Source organism: Ruminococcus sp. AF31-8BH (assembly GCF_003460605.1).
GTDB classification, from domain to species: domain Bacteria; phylum Bacillota; class Clostridia; order Lachnospirales; family Lachnospiraceae; genus Blautia_A; species Blautia_A acetigignens.
On record NZ_QTVN01000022.1, the window covers coordinates 19,241 to 34,896 of the forward strand.

Genomic DNA, 15,656 nt, shown 5'->3' on the forward strand with positions numbered 1-15,656 from the left:
TACTGTATAACATCTTTTCTCTAACATTTCTTTATCCTCTTTTCTTTGAAATATGAAAGAAAAATTATTCCTTCATATAACGAAACGCTCAGAGGTTGTTTTACAGTGGTCAAAAGCAAATTTTTTTACTTTTTTCTTACGAGTTTTCTTTAATGCAACTCGTAACATTAGATTTTTACATTTTTCATGAAATTAAGTAAAGAAAAAGAGCATATGGAATTGAATCCATACACTCTATGATTACTGGAACTTTATTTCATTTTTAATTCAACAAACTTGAATTTGTTAATTAGAATTGCTCTCAAAGCAACAATTATCTTAACATTCCCCAAATACACTCCAGTAATGTTAGTGCAAGGATAATGTTAATAACACGGAAATGCCGTAGATAAAACTTCTGAATCAGTGCGCCCAAGCCAGTCCAAGTACAGGTTGCGATCGTTCCGATTGTTGCAATAACCAGCTCAAAAAACAGCAAAGCCGGAAAAGAGGACATATATCCTACAACATAACCCGTTAGTGCGGTAACTCCGAACATATAGATCTTCACATTGACAAATTGCAGCATGAAGCCTTTCAGAAACGATGCCGATTGCTCTGCGTTTTCTGTTGACGGCTTACTAAAAGCAATATGAATCGCAAGCCACAGGATATAGGCTGCTCCGATGTACTTCAGCACTTCCATTACATTTAGAAGCAAAGAATTAACCCCATATACAAAAATTGCGCAGTACCGCCATAGGCATAATCATCAACCACCTTTCTGCTGTTATTATATCAGCAAACAGCGGTACATACATAACACCTATTTTATATGATTATCCATAGCATACGACTATGGATTGGCTGGAGCATATTTCCATAATTCTTCCAGATAGCTTTTTCCAAGTTCATTTAATTCCTGATTTTCATTCAGCACATATCCAATATGCATTGTTTCATTTTCTGCAAGCGGAACGGAGATGATATTTTCTCCATTCAAATATTTCGGGAAAATGCCACTTGAAATAGTATAGGCATTCATTCCTTTCGGGCCGCCGTCACGGGCCTGTGATTGCCTTGCGGTAAATGACAAGGGAAATGATCGCAGTAATCGCTTCCGTGATCCAAAACGCATTCCAGACGCCAACCGCTCCGAAAAACCTGCTGAGTAAAAACGCAGCCGGGATGATGACCACTACATACCGGCAAAGGGAAATCAGTAAGGAGGGAGTTCCTTTCCCAAGTCCCTCCAATGCGCCGGAAGATGTAACAGAAACCGCCGAGACGATAAACCCAGCCCCGATGATGCGTAAGGCGGTTTCCCCGGCCTGAATCGTCGCTTCTGTGTGGGTAAACAGCCCCATCAACTGTCCGGGGATCAGCAGACATATTACTGTCCCAAACACCATAATGATACCACTCATGCACAAAACGATCTTAAAGATCTGGCTGACCCGTTGGTGTTCCCCCGCGCCGTAGTTATAGCCGATCAGGGGGCGCATCCCCTGCACAATGCCATTCGCTGGAAGATAGACAAATGTCTGCAATTTGTAATAGATTCCCAAAACCAGAATATACACTTCGGAATATGCCGCCAAAATCGCATTGAGCGCCGAAATCAAAAGAGACGGAAGCGCGAGATTCAGGGTTGCGGGAATGCCAATGGAGTACAGCTTTATTACCATCTTTTTGCTGGGGAGAATGTACTGCCTGCGGATATGCACGCGAATTGGCCGCGCAAGATAGACTACAAGGTAAATCGTCAGCGTCAGAGCCTGTCCGATGCCGGTCGCCAGCGCAGCGCCTTCGATTCCCATTTCCGGGAATGGTCCATAGCCAAAAATCAGAACGGGATCTAAGACAATGTTTGTGATGCACCCGCACATCAGGCTTATCATGGTCGTTTTCATGTTTCCTACTGCCTGGAACAATTTCTCAAACGTCATGCTGACGGTAACAATGAGTGTAAAGGCGAACGCAACGACAGAATAGCGGACGCCAAGTTCAATGACCGCTTCGGATGAAGTGAACATCCGCAGGAAAACCGGCATGATCGTAATACAGCAGACTGTCATAACAACGCCATGAATCACGGCAAGCACAAGTCCCTGCGTGGCTGCCTGATCCGCTTTTCTGTGATCCCCCGCGCCCAGATACAAGGCGATCACTGCATTGATCCCAACGCCAAATCCAATTCCGGCAGCATTGATAAAATTTTGAACCGGGTAAACCAATGATAATGCCGTCATAGCCTCCTCGCTGATCTGCGCGACAAAAAAGCTGTCCACAATGTTGTAGAGGGAGTTGACCAGCATGGATAACACCATCGGCAGGGACATGGATAAAATCAGCGGCAATATCGGTTTCTCTTTCATGAAAGTGTCGTTCATAATTCCTCCTTCGCAAAACACGTTATGAGATATTTTTGCGTCGATGCCATGCCATCATCACAAGTGCAACGAGCAAAGTGGCGGTTTCCGCAACCGGAAATGCAAGCCAGATTCCGTTCAGCTGGAACAATTTGTCCAGACACCACAGGGCAGGCACAAGGAAAAGCATTTGCCTGCATAATTGGATTGCCATGCTGGACCCTACTTTTTCTGTGGTCTGAAAATAGGTGGAAATCATCGTAGAAAGGCCGCAAAACAGATAGCTTGCCGCCATGATCCGCATGGCGGAGATTCCAAAGGAGCGCATGGCTTCCGACGCCATAAACAATCCCAGAATCTGCGCCGGAAAGAGGAGGACAGCCAACGTCCCCAGTATCATCATGCCGGTGACCAAAACAGTTCCATATCGGAAAGCTGAATGCAGCCGTTCGCTGTTGCCTGCGCCGTAGTTAAACCGCATGACAGGCAAACAGCCTTGAATCAAGCCGTTTACCGTCATAACAATCAGCTGCTGCACCTTAAAATATGCGCCGAAGAAAGCGATCGCCGTATCGGAATACGCCACCAAAAACAGATTGACAAAGGTCACCACAAACGAACTGAGGGCGTTCATGATAAAAGATGGCAGGCCAAAGGCAAAAATACGGTAGATCATCTGCTTTTTCAAATGAAAGCCTTTGATTTTTACCTGCACTTTCTGCTTTTTGCCCAGCAGTAAAGCAAATGCCAAAATCATGGACAGCAGATAGCCTGCAACGGTAGCTACCGCAGCGCCGCGGATTCCCATAGCCGGGAAAATACCAATCCCAAAAATCAGAATGGGGTCGAACACGAAGTTAACGACCACGCCCGCAATCTGGAACCACATGGGAGCGACCATGTTCCCGGTGGCCTGTATCATCTTCTGGATGGCGATATGCACCATATTGGGAATTTGCATGAAGGAGCACACACTCATATAGGCGATGCTCAGCTGATAAATTTCTTCATTATTGGTGAATGCCCGAAAATAGGGTTTCATAATCAGTAATGACATAAGGTTGAGCAAAGCACCTATTCCAAAAGCCAGTAACAATCCATGTGTGACAGTTGCATTTGCCTCATCCTGCTTTTTCTGTCCAAGATACCCTGCTATCAGCACATTCACGCCGACACCGATCCAGATAGACGCTGCATTCATCAATGTTGTAATCGGGAATGACAGAGAAACAGCGGTCAATGCATTCTCACTCAACCGCGCCACAAACGCGCTGTCTATCAGGTTATAGGAATATTGCAGGAACATGGAAATCAGCGGCGGTATCGACATTTGCCAGATGAGCTTTCCAACAGGAGCGACCGCCATTTTATTATTGGTCTGCATACTTTCCCTCCTCTCCACAAAGTGTCCGGCAGCTTCCATCCTCCGTTCTGCCAGATTTTCCAGTATGCAGACAACAAAAAAGCCACACGGCTATCACAAGATAGCTGTGTGGCAAAAAGATGACCGAATCCGGAAAAGTCCACTCAAATTTTACGCTCAGTATTATAGCATTCTTTCAGGAGACTTTCAAGCATTAATCATTACGGAATTGTGGTGGCATATTTATTGTTTTATATGTTATTTCTCTATTAGTTCTGCAAACTTGAATTTGACTTGCCTATTTTCTTAAAATCTCATGTGGAGCTTCTATTTCATTTGCCAAGGTATGCTCTGTTAATTCTGACATCAATTTCAATTTTTTATTAATCAATGGTCGCATACAATTAGGAACATGTTCTTGATGTGCTCTGTGGATTGCTACACATTCCTTACAGTTTCCGTGATAACGACAGGCTTTCAGGCAAGGACAGTGATCTTTGTCTTTATACTCCTTACGAAATTCCGCTGCAAATTCTTCTTGCAGTCTCAGCCCCTCGACACGGTTTCCCTTATGAAATTCTACCATTGCATCCAGTTCTTTCTGGTTCCCTTCAATCTTCATGTTATTATAGCGCCTCCATTTCAACTATTCCTCATTTTCTGATAAATTCCGATTTTCTCAATTCTCCAAACTTGAATTTACCTTCTGCTCATATAAAATATATCAATAGCTTTACTTGCAAACTCTGCTGTGCCAACTCCTCCAACATCATCAATATTTTCCGTAAGTTCTCCTCCACCGGCATACATTCTTCCAAGACCGCATAAAATCTTATCAGAACATGTATAAAAATGATCTGTAATGTAATCCTGAAGTTTCCTTACCTGCAACTGCACCTGTTCATCTTCTGGGTCCATTTCTTTCATTTGTCCGAATTCAACAAATAATTGCATAAACTCATTTGCAACAGTAGCTTCATCGTCTTTCGTCCAGTTCTTTGTTTTCTCTTCAAACTCCTTATACTCAGAGGTTTGTCCCCATTGTTCTTTTGCTCGTTTAGAATACTCATCAATCTTTGTTGTATCAAATACTTTAAAATCCATATATTTCACTCCTATTCCTTTTATTCCTCGAGCGAAACTAATAAGATTTTCAAGATGCTCTTTTTTCATAGTTAGCAATTCAATCTGCTGCTCTAATGCTTTGTTCCTGTCAAAGTTAGGGGCATCAATTATCTTTTTAATCTCCTTAAGCGGAAATTCCAATTCCTTAAACAGTAAAATTTGTTGCAGCCTTTCCAAGGATGTATCGTCATACAACCTATAACCTGACTCTGTATATTCAATAGGTTTTAAGAGACCAATGGTATCATAATACTGCAGAGTGCGTATACTCACTCCTGTTAATTTACTTACCTCATTCACTGTCATCATTGTCATTTCCTCCTCTCGATAAACATATCGTAAACTATTACGTTGCGTAGGAGTCAATAGTTTTTCAAAGAAATTTTCAAAATTAACAGCTTGATAAATTTAAATTTTCCTGTTATACAAACTGAAAGTTTCTTTTTCTTGATAAATGGGGATTAGTTTTCCTTTTTTCCAATCAGCAATAACCACCTATGGTCAAAGCATATTTGTCCCTCCTTGATATAGGGATTAAAACCTGTTTTATCTCCACCATTCAAATCGTATTCCATTTTATCAATAATATCTTTTTGAATATCCTCTGGTGTACTTGTCAAATCCATCCAACTTTGTAGATTTACAGGAACAAGTGTTGTTTCTTCAAGCTGAAGCTCAAAAGCATCCTCAAACAATGCTTCAAATTCTTCTCTGCTAAGTATTCTTGTATGTGAGTTATCACGCATCGTTTCAATAGCGTCATTAGTTTCACGCAATTCTTCTGTAGTCGCTACCATATCCCAAATAACAAGTTTTCCACCTTTTTTCAAAACTCGTTGCATCTCCCGAAAAGGCTTTTCAGGCTCAACAAAATGATGCAATGAAAGTCTTGTAATCACAAGGTCAAATGTTTCATCTTCAAAAGGTAAGCATTCCGCATTCCCCGATACAAATGATATGTTCTGAATACCTTCTTGCTTTGCCAGTTTTTTTCCCTGCTCCAACATTGCTTCTGTCAAATCCAAACAAGTAATGTCCTTAACATAAGGAGCCACTGCTCTTCCACATATACAGGTTCCAGCAGCAACCTCCAATGCATGTTCATTGCCCTTTGCCTGAATACTACGAATCAAATAATCGGTATATTCTGCCTTAGACATATGATATGAAGCAAATTTCTCTGCTTGTGTACCAAATGATTTTTTCACTTCATTATAGTTATTCATAAACTTTTACCTCGCTGTAAACTTCAAAGTTTCTGTTCCTTACAAACTTCGATTTTAATGTCTCTATTATACCATAATGATACTATTATAAAAAAGGAAAAAGAGCTCCTTCGAGCTCTTTTGGGTCAGTTCTGCAAACTTGAATTTCTATTTGTGTTGCCATGTCATTACATAATCTTTTTCTCCGGTAGCCTCATCTAAGCCACTATGCTGAATCTCAAATTCTTCTCTCTTATAAAAAGATATTGCCCGTGCGTTCTTTTGGTATACGTTCAAGTACAACTTATTCCTTTTATCCTTTGCATAATTCAGCAGAATTTTACCTAGACCCTGCGATTGCATTTCACCAGAAACAAAAATGCCCTCAACATATTCATCATTTAACCCTAGGGTTAAACTTAACTACTATTTTTTCTTTGCGATATAAAATACATAACTGTAATAATCTACTACTAATCTAAAATAAAGCGATTATAAGCTATCCTTTTTCCTGTGTTTGTTTTAAAGTTTTCATCTATACACTTTTTTATCTTTTCCTGTTCTTTTTCTTTATCCATAACCGTTAAATTTTCAAGCAAATCAGCTTCCCATTGTATTTGAAAATCAAGTCCATCAATTTTAGATGGAGTATGATGGTTGCCTATTATAAAGCATATTCTATCAATATTTTTGTTATAGCCTACCTTTTTTAATATTTCTTTCGCTACTTCTGGTCCTTCCTTTTCTTGATAGACACCATCAATAGAACCGTATTTTTTTGTGCTTCAACCGCACCAATATCATGTAGTATAGCAATAATACTGATGAATTCTTTTTCTTCCTCTCCGATATTTTCTCCTTTCATTATATCTTCTGCATTTTTCAAAACTTTGAGAGTATGCTCTATGCCAAAAGGAATTTCTTTGAATACTTCTTTCATCTCTATAATAATTTTTTCTTTAAACATAAATTACCTCCATTTATACCTTATAGGTGTTTTAGTTCTATCTATCCACTTTTTTGTTCGCCGATACAATCAGCATCATGGGACGGCGCATTTCATCCTGCATCCCCGGAATATCCATCATGTATTCCGGCGGCTGCGGCTCCACAATATGATTTATTATAAAACCATTTGAAAGCAGTGTATTTAGATATGTGGTCAGTGTTCTATGATATTTTGTAACCTTTTCTCCCAAAAACACAGCTGCCCGTTTGCCCTCATAATAATAATTATCCACCGGAAAATGCAGTATTTCTCCTTTTTCGTTATAATGCCAGTCTTGTGTTCCATAGGCAGTAAAAACAGGATGTTCAACCGTAAAAACTAGCTTACCACCAGACTTCAGTATTCTATATATCTTTTTTACTAAAATCTCATAATCTGCTACATAGTGAAACGCAAGTGAACTTAATATTACATCAAAACTCTCCTCTGGGAATTCCGCATCTTCTATAGCACAGCATTTATATTCAACCTGTGGAAAATGTGTTTTTTCTTTGGCTACCTCGAGCATTTTATGAGAAATATCAACACCTACAACAGAAGACGCTCCGTGTTCCATCGCATAAATACAGTGCCATCCATAGCCGCATCCTAAATCAAGCACACGCTTATCTTTAAAATCCGGCAGCAGCTTTCTCAATGTTTCCCATTCTCCTGCACCGGCTAGTCCCTGCTGTGAGCGACTCATTTGACTGTATTTTTGAAAAAATATATTATCGTCATATTTGTTTTCTTTCATCTGAATTCCCCCTCGTTTAAAAAGTTATTTATCTCCGTTGCAATTTTTTTCACTTCTTTATAAAGCTTCTCGGTCATATCGTAGCATTTAAAAATTGAAAGACCGAGTACTTCAAAAACATGATTTACCCTTTCGGCATATTTTTTAGGTTTATATTCAAAAGTTTCAAGCAGTTTTATAGCTTTCTTTTCATTAATGCAATAAAGCATTATTGCATGCAAATAGTACTTGATTTAAGCATGAAATAATACGAAAAACATGGCCTGCAAAGAATTTACACCTTATTTATAAATGTGGGGCACTTCATATTGTCCTATAAAAATATCATAAACACAGAACTTATATTTACTACCTATGCAAAGTAGAGAAACAGCTCAATTTTTTCTTATTTAAAATCAGAAAACAAGCAACTAAAATCTAATCATTATGAAGCGAGATCCCTTTTTGCGTAAATCATACCAGCTCCCACAGTCATAATCACAATCATTATCGTCCCTAAAATCAAAGCAACACAATCCCTTGATTCTCCAGCAAAAATTGATGTCGCATTTGAATAGGAAAACGGCGAAATAAAGATAGCGTCCTTTAAATCAGGAACAACTCTTGCCATCAAATCATACACATACAGCAGCATGGCAACTGAAATTCCAATTCCTAACCTGTTCTTTTTGCTTACCGCAGAGATCACAAAGCAAATAGCCGCAATTTCGATATTCATCATTAACTGAAAAAACATACACTCTGTGAATATGCTTCCAAAATCCGTTTCTCCAAGAAAAACAAACCCGACTTCATAAAGCATGCCACAAATCAATGTAAAACAAATAAGGTTTAGTAGCACTGCAAAAAACTTCATTGCTATTACCTTGCCCCGTGAAACCGGAAGTGTAAACGTATATTCCGCAGTATGCCCATCTTCTTCCTTTGAAAGAATTACTGTGGCGATGGAAGCTGCAAACATACTGCTTCCAAGTGCATGAATCGTTCCGATTTCTGTGGCAAAATATCCTTTTAATGTTGCTATACTGAGTGTACTCATTCCAAAAGCATCAGAAAACGTGCCCATTGTTGCAAAACTCTCTGCCATATCTGCCATGCTATCTTCCATACCCTTATATAAAATGATGCAGATGAGCCCCATTCCACCCACGGAAAGCGCCCATATCAAAAGACTTTTCCAACCTGATTTCCATTCGTTTTTTAATATTACCGGCATTTATTTTTCCTCCTTCAAATAATAGTGCATAAATACTTCTTCTATGGACGGTTCCTCGATAATAATATCCTCGATATGATGTCCTTCCAGTTCCTTGTATAAATTGTTTAGGTTATCCTTATAGATATAGTCAAGCTTTTCGCCATCCCGTATCATTTTGATTCTCTTTGACCGACTGCTCAAAAGATTATCGACGGTATCTGTGACAACCAACTTTCCTTCCTTCATGATTGCCACACGAGTACAGTGATTTCTCACCTCCGATAAAACGTGTGTGGAAAGCATACAGGTCGCACCCTCATTCACATACTCCTGAATCAACTCAAAGAAAACATTTTGCATCAGAGGATCAAGTCCGCTGGTCGGTTCATCAAAAACAAAAAGCTTTGGTCTATGCTGCATTGCACAGATGATGCTGACCTTTTTCCTGTTCCCAAGTGAGAGCTCATTGATTTTTCTTTTTACGTCCACCTGAAGTCTGTCGCAAAGTTTTTCTGCTTCATCGGTGCAATCAACCTTTCTGACTGCTGCCGAATACTTCAGTATTTCCCTGATTTTCATGCCCGGATAAAACCATGCTTCACTTGGCATATAGCCAATGTCTGCAAGGATTTTTTCTCTGTCCTTTACGCTGTCAAGACCATTGATTCTTATTTCGCCCTGATCATACTTTATCAATCCAAGCATTGACCGAATAGTCGTTGATTTTCCGGCACCGTTCGGTCCAAGGAACCCAAAAATTTCGCCTTCCCGAACCGAGAATGTTACATCCTCCACACCTCTGTGTTTTCCATAAGTTTTTGTTAAATTTTGAATCGTTATCATATCTTTCATTTCTCATGTACCTCCGTTTGATGATAGAATAGTACATAAAAAAGATGGGCACAATAACTGTACCCATCAGTGACACTTTTTCAACTCTAAGTTGCACTATTTATTATCTGTCCTTGTTTTAAATAATTTTAAATCAGAATTCAATATTTTGTCATCAATTCTGCGCCTGCATTTATATACCAGATAAGTACAAATATATACGAATACAATATAGGCAGTGAACCCCAAAGTCACATAAGAATTTCTATCAAACCATTTTCCTATGTATGACACTGCCGTATATATTATTGTGCAGATTATTATACCAAGCAGTTCCTTCTTGCTTATTTCATCTGACTCATCAAAATTCCAAAGTACATAAACCTGAAGATACCCAACTGCATAGGTCAAAAAAATCATTTCCGCCATATGCAGTATTTCTGCCACAGTCACCCCAATGCAGAGCCGATATGTACAGTAGTAAAAAAGAACTCCGAAAAAATAAAGACATGCCTTAAACTCGATTCCAATTTCCTTTGTAAGATACCTTTCCCAGAGGGATACTTTTTTCTTATAACTTTTTTTCATGCCATTTCTCCTTTCAGAAGCTTCCTAAAATCCGATGCGTATGTACGGGAAATAATGATATGCTCACCGCTGACAAGTGTTGCATCAATCCTATTCGACGGCATACTTTTTAGCATTTCCACCTTGTTTACATTGATAATCATCGACTTGCTACAGCGGAAATAACTCTCATCGTCTAGAAATAATTCGATTGAATATAATGACATCTCTACTTGAATTTCATTATCATCTGTGTAGACAAATGTCTTATTATCCACCTTTTCTATATACAGAATTTCCTCCGGTGTAAAAACAATTGTCTCATCGTTTTTTCGTCCAATTAGTTTTCTTTGACGTTTGTCCATAAAAAGCAACACCGCCTCAACCTCAGGATTTTTCTCCTTATAATTTAAAATCAGCTCATCTTCGCCTTTATTAATCTTATTAATTGTGTATCGCATAGAACTCCTTTCTTAATCATGCAAAGCAAAGAACTTGCTGCAAAGTACTTATGGCCTTCTTTTGATCCCTTATAACCTGTATAAAAAGTTCCAAGCATTGTAATCAGTGCACCGATAGACCAATATTTATGTGATTTCATTCAGATACCTCCTGCCGTTTTTCTTAAAAATATACCTTTTAAAAGATATATACAAACTTGAATTTGACTTAATATCCATGGTCAACATGCTGCCACTTTCCGCCATCTGTTCTAACTAAAATCCACTTCCAATCACTGTATGTACTATTTGGATTCAAAGACCCGTCTCCACCAGATGAATCAACATCGAATGAAGATAATAAAACAATGACTTCATCTGCATTGTTTCTGTCTGCCCAATCTTTATGATCTTTCGTGCAGTCATCTCCGGCATAGTAAATTTCTGTGAGAGTGCATCCTTTCCAGTCACTCTTAAACTCCTTTTTTATTGTGTCAATAGCGGCTTTAATATCCTCTTCTGAATAGCTCTCAGATTCAACATTATGAGTTTTTACTTCACTGACATCTCCACCACAAGCACTCAAAACAAATAAAAGCATAATACATAGCATTGTACATACGATTTTCTTCATACAAGACCTCCTTAAATACCGATTTCTCAGTTTCAAAAACTGGAATTTCATAAACGCATTTGCTTCTTAAACGCAAACATTCCCTCATTGCCATCACCGACAAAATCGTCCGGTGTATCCGGCATAGGATGTTTTTCATTAAAAAATTCTGTAATATGAAAGCCGCAGACATTCACATAAAAATGAATGTTGCGCTTATCAAAGTACGGCGTACAGGTTTCCCATACTTTCGTGTTCGGATATATTCGTTCCAATTCAAACCATATCTTCTTACCGATACCATTGCTCTGAACTCCGTTCTTTACAAAAAGCAGGTCAAGATGGTTATGCTGTGTACTCTCATTGATAATAACAACAGCACCGCCCACCATTTCTCCATCGACAACGGCTTTATAGACAGCAGAACCCTCCGCATTCAGCGACTGGTCAATGTCCTTTTCAGGCAGAATAACAGCATCTGTTTTCCCAAAAGCATCTTCAAAACCTTTCTGAAATGCTTCCTGCATATCCGCCTTGTATTGGGTTAATTCTTTTGGTTCTATACAAACTAATTGGAAGGTCATTTTATATCTATCTCCTCAAAAATTCCGATTGAGATTTCACCTGTTTTAAAAGATTTAATAGCTGTTATATTTTGTTATTAAATTCTCCGCAAATCCTTGAAAACACTGGATTTATCGCAGGTGAGCTTTCCCTTATTGTTTCCCTTGTGTTATATCGTCCCATCAGTGTTTACGAACTCTGATAAGGGCAAATACAAGGGCAAGAAAATCATATAAAACAGTATAACACAAAATAAAAGTGACATGGTGAACTGATTGAAATGCTTCTGAGTTTTTAATTAGGGATTGATTGAATGATATTAAGGGGCTGTCGGTTAATAGCAAATTCCGGCATCCCCAGTAGTAATTGAAAGGATCCCAGCAAGGGCAAGGCTTGTTAGCTTTCTACCTTGCGAGGGATCCTTTTTTTCTATAAAAGATGAAATTTATTTTTGGCCGCAAAAATCCCTTGTCTGGATTTTTACAGCCGCACTTTTGATCAGGCTGTTTTTTCCGTTGTTTTTCCCTCAAACTTCTTTAGTTTTTCATTGAGAAAACGACAGTATTTATTTATATTCCTTCCGATTGCATACAACATGAATTCTTTGTACACTTTATCTGCAGAACGGTAATTAAAACGCCTAAAGTTTTCGTTTTCTTTGATATCACCGAAATGTCCTTCTGTCTGGATCGAACGTGTCTGCCGTTTTAGGATCCCACGCTCACTTTGGATGTTTGCATGGGATTTTTCACGCAGTTCTTCCCACTGCTCATTGATCTTCATTACCTTGTTTTTCTCAGCATCCTTTTCGGCATTATATTTATACAGACAGCGGGCTTTATGTTCGCATCCACTGCAGTCGGCGCAGGCGTACACCTCAAAGGTCTGGGTATAACCATTCTGCTCTTTGGTTTCCGTTCTTATGTGACGCAGTTCACGTCCGTCATGGCAGATATAGAACTGCTCATCTTCAAATACTTCGACCTTCATGTTGTAATATTTACTGATATTTTCGGCATATGCGCGTGTTTTGCGTTTTTCATGATCCTGCAGTTTTATATAGCTTTCTATCCCTTTTTCTTTTAAATAAAGCAGATTTTTCTCACTACAGTATCCGCTGTCAGCAGTTACCTCTTCCAGGATGCTGCCAAAAACCTGCTGGTGCTTTTCCAGGACTGGGATCAGGGTATTGTAATCCGTCCGGTCATTACTTACGTAACCGTGAATGATGAAATAATTTTCCACGGCAATCTGTACGTTGTACGCCGGCTTTAACTGTCCGTTCAGCATATGATCCTCTTTCATCCGCATAAAAGTAGCTTCCAGGTCTGTCTTGGAATAGCTGTTCCGGTCTTTTCCCATGATCTCGAAGCATTCTTTATATCCCATCAGACGCTGGCCGAGATGCTCCAGTTCCTCATACAGCTGCTGGATCTCAGGTTTTCTTTTTCCTTTTCCATAAACGAACTCTATCCCTTCTCCAGTGGCAATCGTATTAAGGTTCTTCTGCAGCTTCAGGATTTCAAGAGGAGAGCAGTTATCAATCTCAATGACTGTATTATTTGCAAGTTTCTTATGCTTTGACAGCTTCCGTTTACGGTTCTTTTCTATTACACTGCGGACTTTATCCATTCCCTCGATCACTAACATCTGTGCATTCCCTATATCATACTTTTGCCCATAACCATTCTCTTACAAAAATATATTATACCTGGCAAAGTTCAGTTCAATAGAATCTAGCAGACCAGCCAGATGGTAATTGATCGTACCACGCCAGACAAATGTATAACGGTTTGCATTGGCTTCAATCTTAGTCCCATCAATAAAAAGTTCTTTCAGTGTAACAAGGCCTTCTTTTTGAAGCCGGCGCAAAAACTGGTAATTAAGGTCATCCAGTATTTCAGAGGTCAGCTTTTTCCCTTTAAACTCATAAAAAGCGTCCCGTTTTGGTTTCTGCCCACGGGTCAGCCAGATAAAAGCCAGATCTCTTTCACATAATTCTACAATACGGTCAACAGAACGTACCCCGCGCATGTTTGCGTAAGTAACTACAGCATACATCATAATTGGGTTATACCCGGTTCTTCCCTTATCTGAACAATTGGCCAGCAGACCAGAAAAATCTAAATCCTCCATCACTTTTTTCAGGGTATAGACTGGATCGTCGTCGGGTAAATTCAATTCGAAGAAACTAAAGTTCATTTTCTGTTGCCCAAGCTCAAAAAAGTCGTTATATAATAATTAGTCGATACTTACTATTTTTGCTTGGCTACATAATTCTTTTTCCTACAAAGTCCTGCTATAGATGTAGTTATCAAGCCCACAAACAATAAAACCATATATAATTCCAACGGTGTGTCATCTCCTGTTTTTGCCCCAGAAGCCGCTCCACTTCCAGCATGATTCACATCTGTGCTATTATCTGCACCTGTTTGTGTTGGCTGTGTTGTTGGTTCATTTGGAATATCCTGCTCTGTTTTTTCTGCCAGCACATAATAGTAACTGCCATCCGCCTGAAAACTTATCTGTCCATCTCTGCTTTGCACAGATAATGTCTTCAAAGTCCCATTGCTGTTTAAAGAAAAAGCAGAAGAATTCTTCAACGCATCCGATAAAGAAATTGTCACTCCATCCACCGCTATTCTGTTTCCCTTTTTATCTGTAAAATAGATTTCAAATGGTGAAATGTTTTTCCCCTTTCCTTCCAGACATGCAGCAAACCACTCCCATGCCTCTGTATCCTGACTGGTTATCGGATAGACCACCAGCGTCAGGCTATTGTCTGTAACTCCACTGACCACAATCCTTCTGCCATCCGGTAACTGAATCTCAGCTTTCCCTTTTTTGACAGGTGATGTTAAATATTCTGTTTCTCCTGCAATATAAATTGCATAAATGCCAAAATCTGTCTGACTCTGTTCTCCTGTCAGGGCAGAGTTCCAGGCATAGCATATCGTAGTTGAATATACTGTAAGTATGCAGATCAGAAAAAATGTTACGAACCGTTTCATTCTGCCCCTTCTTCCCTGAGTATTGTATTTAGAGTAACCGAACCGGCACTGTAATATGTATCTGGCTCATAAGCCATAATCTTTAATTTAATTGCAGTACCATCTTCCACTTCGGAAGTAAGTGATACAGATTTTACATATTCTCCAGGCCTGATAAGTCCTGTCTCTCCCAAAAGAGTTCCATTTGCAGTCAGGACACGAAGCTTCAGCCATACATCAAATTCTTCTGAATTCGTAAAATAAACATCTGCTGCATCGTCTTTCACAATCACATTTCCACAGATATATGCCCTAAATTCCATTCCATCCTGATAGATTTCCGACCATCCAAGGTCCTCCGGTACTGTCGGCATGCCACTAACCGCCGCTTTTTCGAAAGGCGGTGGTGAGAACGAGCGAACATCATCCTGTTTCCCATTGTTTATTAATGCCAGTACCATAGCACACAATGACAACACACATACCATACAGGCAACAGGCAAGCTCCAATTTTTATTCATTAAAATCCCTCATTTACATTATCATCTGTCATATTTGCCTCAAACAATGCGGTTTGGAGTAAATATCACAGATGATCTGCACAGACCGTTCAGCCTGCACAGATCTCTGCCTATTTTAATTTGCTTTCTATCCAGCAAACACA

The 15,656-nt window shown here is 39.3% G+C and carries 19 protein-coding genes and 3 pseudogenes; all 22 read right to left on the reverse strand.

Features of this window, described 5'->3' with window-relative positions; translation table 11 throughout:
* Nucleotides 1-313 precede the first annotated feature (313 nt).
* A complete protein-coding gene (locus DWZ38_RS19925; RefSeq protein ID WP_278286633.1) occupies nucleotides 314-724 on the reverse strand; it encodes a LysE family transporter in 411 nt (136 codons plus the stop codon).
* 111 nt (nucleotides 725-835) lie between these two features.
* Nucleotides 836-1,024 carry a hypothetical protein gene (locus tag DWZ38_RS19930; protein WP_330414948.1) on the reverse strand — a complete coding sequence of 63 codons (189 nt, stop codon included), beginning with the start codon at nucleotides 1,022-1,024 and terminating at the stop codon, nucleotides 836-838.
* Between the two features lie 16 nt (nucleotides 1,025-1,040).
* Nucleotides 1,041-2,372, reverse strand: coding sequence for an MATE family efflux transporter (locus DWZ38_RS19935; RefSeq protein ID WP_117854925.1), 1,332 nt, complete (start codon nucleotides 2,370-2,372; stop codon nucleotides 1,041-1,043).
* Between the two features lie 22 nt (nucleotides 2,373-2,394).
* Entirely contained in the window at nucleotides 2,395-3,735 is a 1,341-nt protein-coding gene (locus DWZ38_RS19940; RefSeq protein ID WP_117854928.1) for an MATE family efflux transporter, read from the reverse strand.
* A 277-nt stretch (nucleotides 3,736-4,012) separates the two neighbouring features.
* Complete coding sequence (locus DWZ38_RS19945) at nucleotides 4,013-4,336, reverse strand: hypothetical protein (protein WP_004613237.1); 324 nt, start codon at nucleotides 4,334-4,336, stop codon at nucleotides 4,013-4,015.
* 77 nt (nucleotides 4,337-4,413) lie between these two features.
* Nucleotides 4,414-5,148: a MerR family transcriptional regulator gene (locus tag DWZ38_RS19950; RefSeq protein WP_004612415.1), complete on the reverse strand. Its 735-nt coding sequence runs from the start codon at nucleotides 5,146-5,148 to the stop codon at nucleotides 4,414-4,416.
* Between the two features lie 152 nt (nucleotides 5,149-5,300).
* The gene (locus DWZ38_RS19955) at nucleotides 5,301-6,065 is read right to left on the reverse strand and encodes a methyltransferase domain-containing protein (RefSeq protein ID WP_023924069.1); all 765 of its coding nucleotides are present in this window, start codon (nucleotides 6,063-6,065) and stop codon (nucleotides 5,301-5,303) included.
* A gap of 147 nt (nucleotides 6,066-6,212) precedes the next feature.
* Nucleotides 6,213-6,455 (reverse strand): annotated as a pseudogene (locus tag DWZ38_RS19960) (GNAT family N-acetyltransferase); the annotation flags it as partial.
* A gap of 62 nt (nucleotides 6,456-6,517) precedes the next feature.
* A pseudogene (locus DWZ38_RS19965) lies at nucleotides 6,518-7,011 on the reverse strand (HD domain-containing protein).
* A gap of 37 nt (nucleotides 7,012-7,048) precedes the next feature.
* On the reverse strand, nucleotides 7,049-7,789 hold the full coding sequence (locus DWZ38_RS19970) for a class I SAM-dependent methyltransferase (protein WP_117854931.1): 741 nt from the start codon (nucleotides 7,787-7,789) through the stop codon (nucleotides 7,049-7,051).
* Nucleotides 7,770-8,065 (reverse strand): annotated as a pseudogene (locus DWZ38_RS19975) (nucleotidyltransferase domain-containing protein); the annotation flags it as partial. The gene DWZ38_RS19970 and the pseudogene DWZ38_RS19975, both read right to left, overlap by 20 nt.
* 148 nt (nucleotides 8,066-8,213) lie before the next feature.
* Entirely contained in the window at nucleotides 8,214-9,005 is a 792-nt protein-coding gene (locus DWZ38_RS19980; protein WP_117854934.1) for an ABC transporter permease subunit, read from the reverse strand.
* Entirely contained in the window at nucleotides 9,006-9,839 is an 834-nt protein-coding gene (locus tag DWZ38_RS19985) for an ABC transporter ATP-binding protein (RefSeq protein WP_117854936.1), read from the reverse strand.
* Between the two features lie 96 nt (nucleotides 9,840-9,935).
* Nucleotides 9,936-10,406, reverse strand: coding sequence for a DUF3021 domain-containing protein (locus DWZ38_RS19990; protein ID WP_117854938.1), 471 nt, complete (start codon nucleotides 10,404-10,406; stop codon nucleotides 9,936-9,938).
* Nucleotides 10,403-10,846, reverse strand: a complete 444-nt coding sequence (locus tag DWZ38_RS19995) for a LytTR family DNA-binding domain-containing protein (protein WP_117854941.1) — start codon at nucleotides 10,844-10,846, stop codon at nucleotides 10,403-10,405. Before DWZ38_RS19995 ends, DWZ38_RS19990 begins: the two co-directional genes overlap by 4 nt.
* Nucleotides 10,801-10,986 carry a DUF6219 family protein gene (locus DWZ38_RS20000; RefSeq protein ID WP_117854944.1) on the reverse strand — a complete coding sequence of 62 codons (186 nt, stop codon included), beginning with the start codon at nucleotides 10,984-10,986 and terminating at the stop codon, nucleotides 10,801-10,803. Before DWZ38_RS20000 ends, DWZ38_RS19995 begins: the two co-directional genes overlap by 46 nt.
* A gap of 68 nt (nucleotides 10,987-11,054) precedes the next feature.
* A complete protein-coding gene (locus DWZ38_RS20005) occupies nucleotides 11,055-11,459 on the reverse strand; it encodes a hypothetical protein (RefSeq protein WP_004853444.1) in 405 nt (134 codons plus the stop codon).
* Between the two features lie 47 nt (nucleotides 11,460-11,506).
* A complete protein-coding gene (locus DWZ38_RS20010; RefSeq protein WP_118111050.1) occupies nucleotides 11,507-11,965 on the reverse strand; it encodes a GNAT family N-acetyltransferase in 459 nt (152 codons plus the stop codon).
* 535 nt (nucleotides 11,966-12,500) lie between these two features.
* A complete protein-coding gene (locus tag DWZ38_RS20015; protein WP_330385756.1) occupies nucleotides 12,501-13,652 on the reverse strand; it encodes a transposase in 1,152 nt (383 codons plus the stop codon).
* A 42-nt stretch (nucleotides 13,653-13,694) separates the two neighbouring features.
* Nucleotides 13,695-14,183 (reverse strand): transposase, encoded by a 489-nt coding sequence (locus DWZ38_RS23700; RefSeq protein ID WP_347520243.1) that lies wholly within the window; start codon nucleotides 14,181-14,183, stop codon nucleotides 13,695-13,697.
* 74 nt (nucleotides 14,184-14,257) lie between these two features.
* Nucleotides 14,258-15,013 carry a hypothetical protein gene (locus tag DWZ38_RS20020; RefSeq protein ID WP_117854946.1) on the reverse strand — a complete coding sequence of 252 codons (756 nt, stop codon included), beginning with the start codon at nucleotides 15,011-15,013 and terminating at the stop codon, nucleotides 14,258-14,260.
* Nucleotides 15,010-15,513 (reverse strand): hypothetical protein, encoded by a 504-nt coding sequence (locus tag DWZ38_RS20025; protein ID WP_147343040.1) that lies wholly within the window; start codon nucleotides 15,511-15,513, stop codon nucleotides 15,010-15,012. Before DWZ38_RS20025 ends, DWZ38_RS20020 begins: the two co-directional genes overlap by 4 nt.
* Nucleotides 15,514-15,656: the final 143 nt, after the last annotated feature.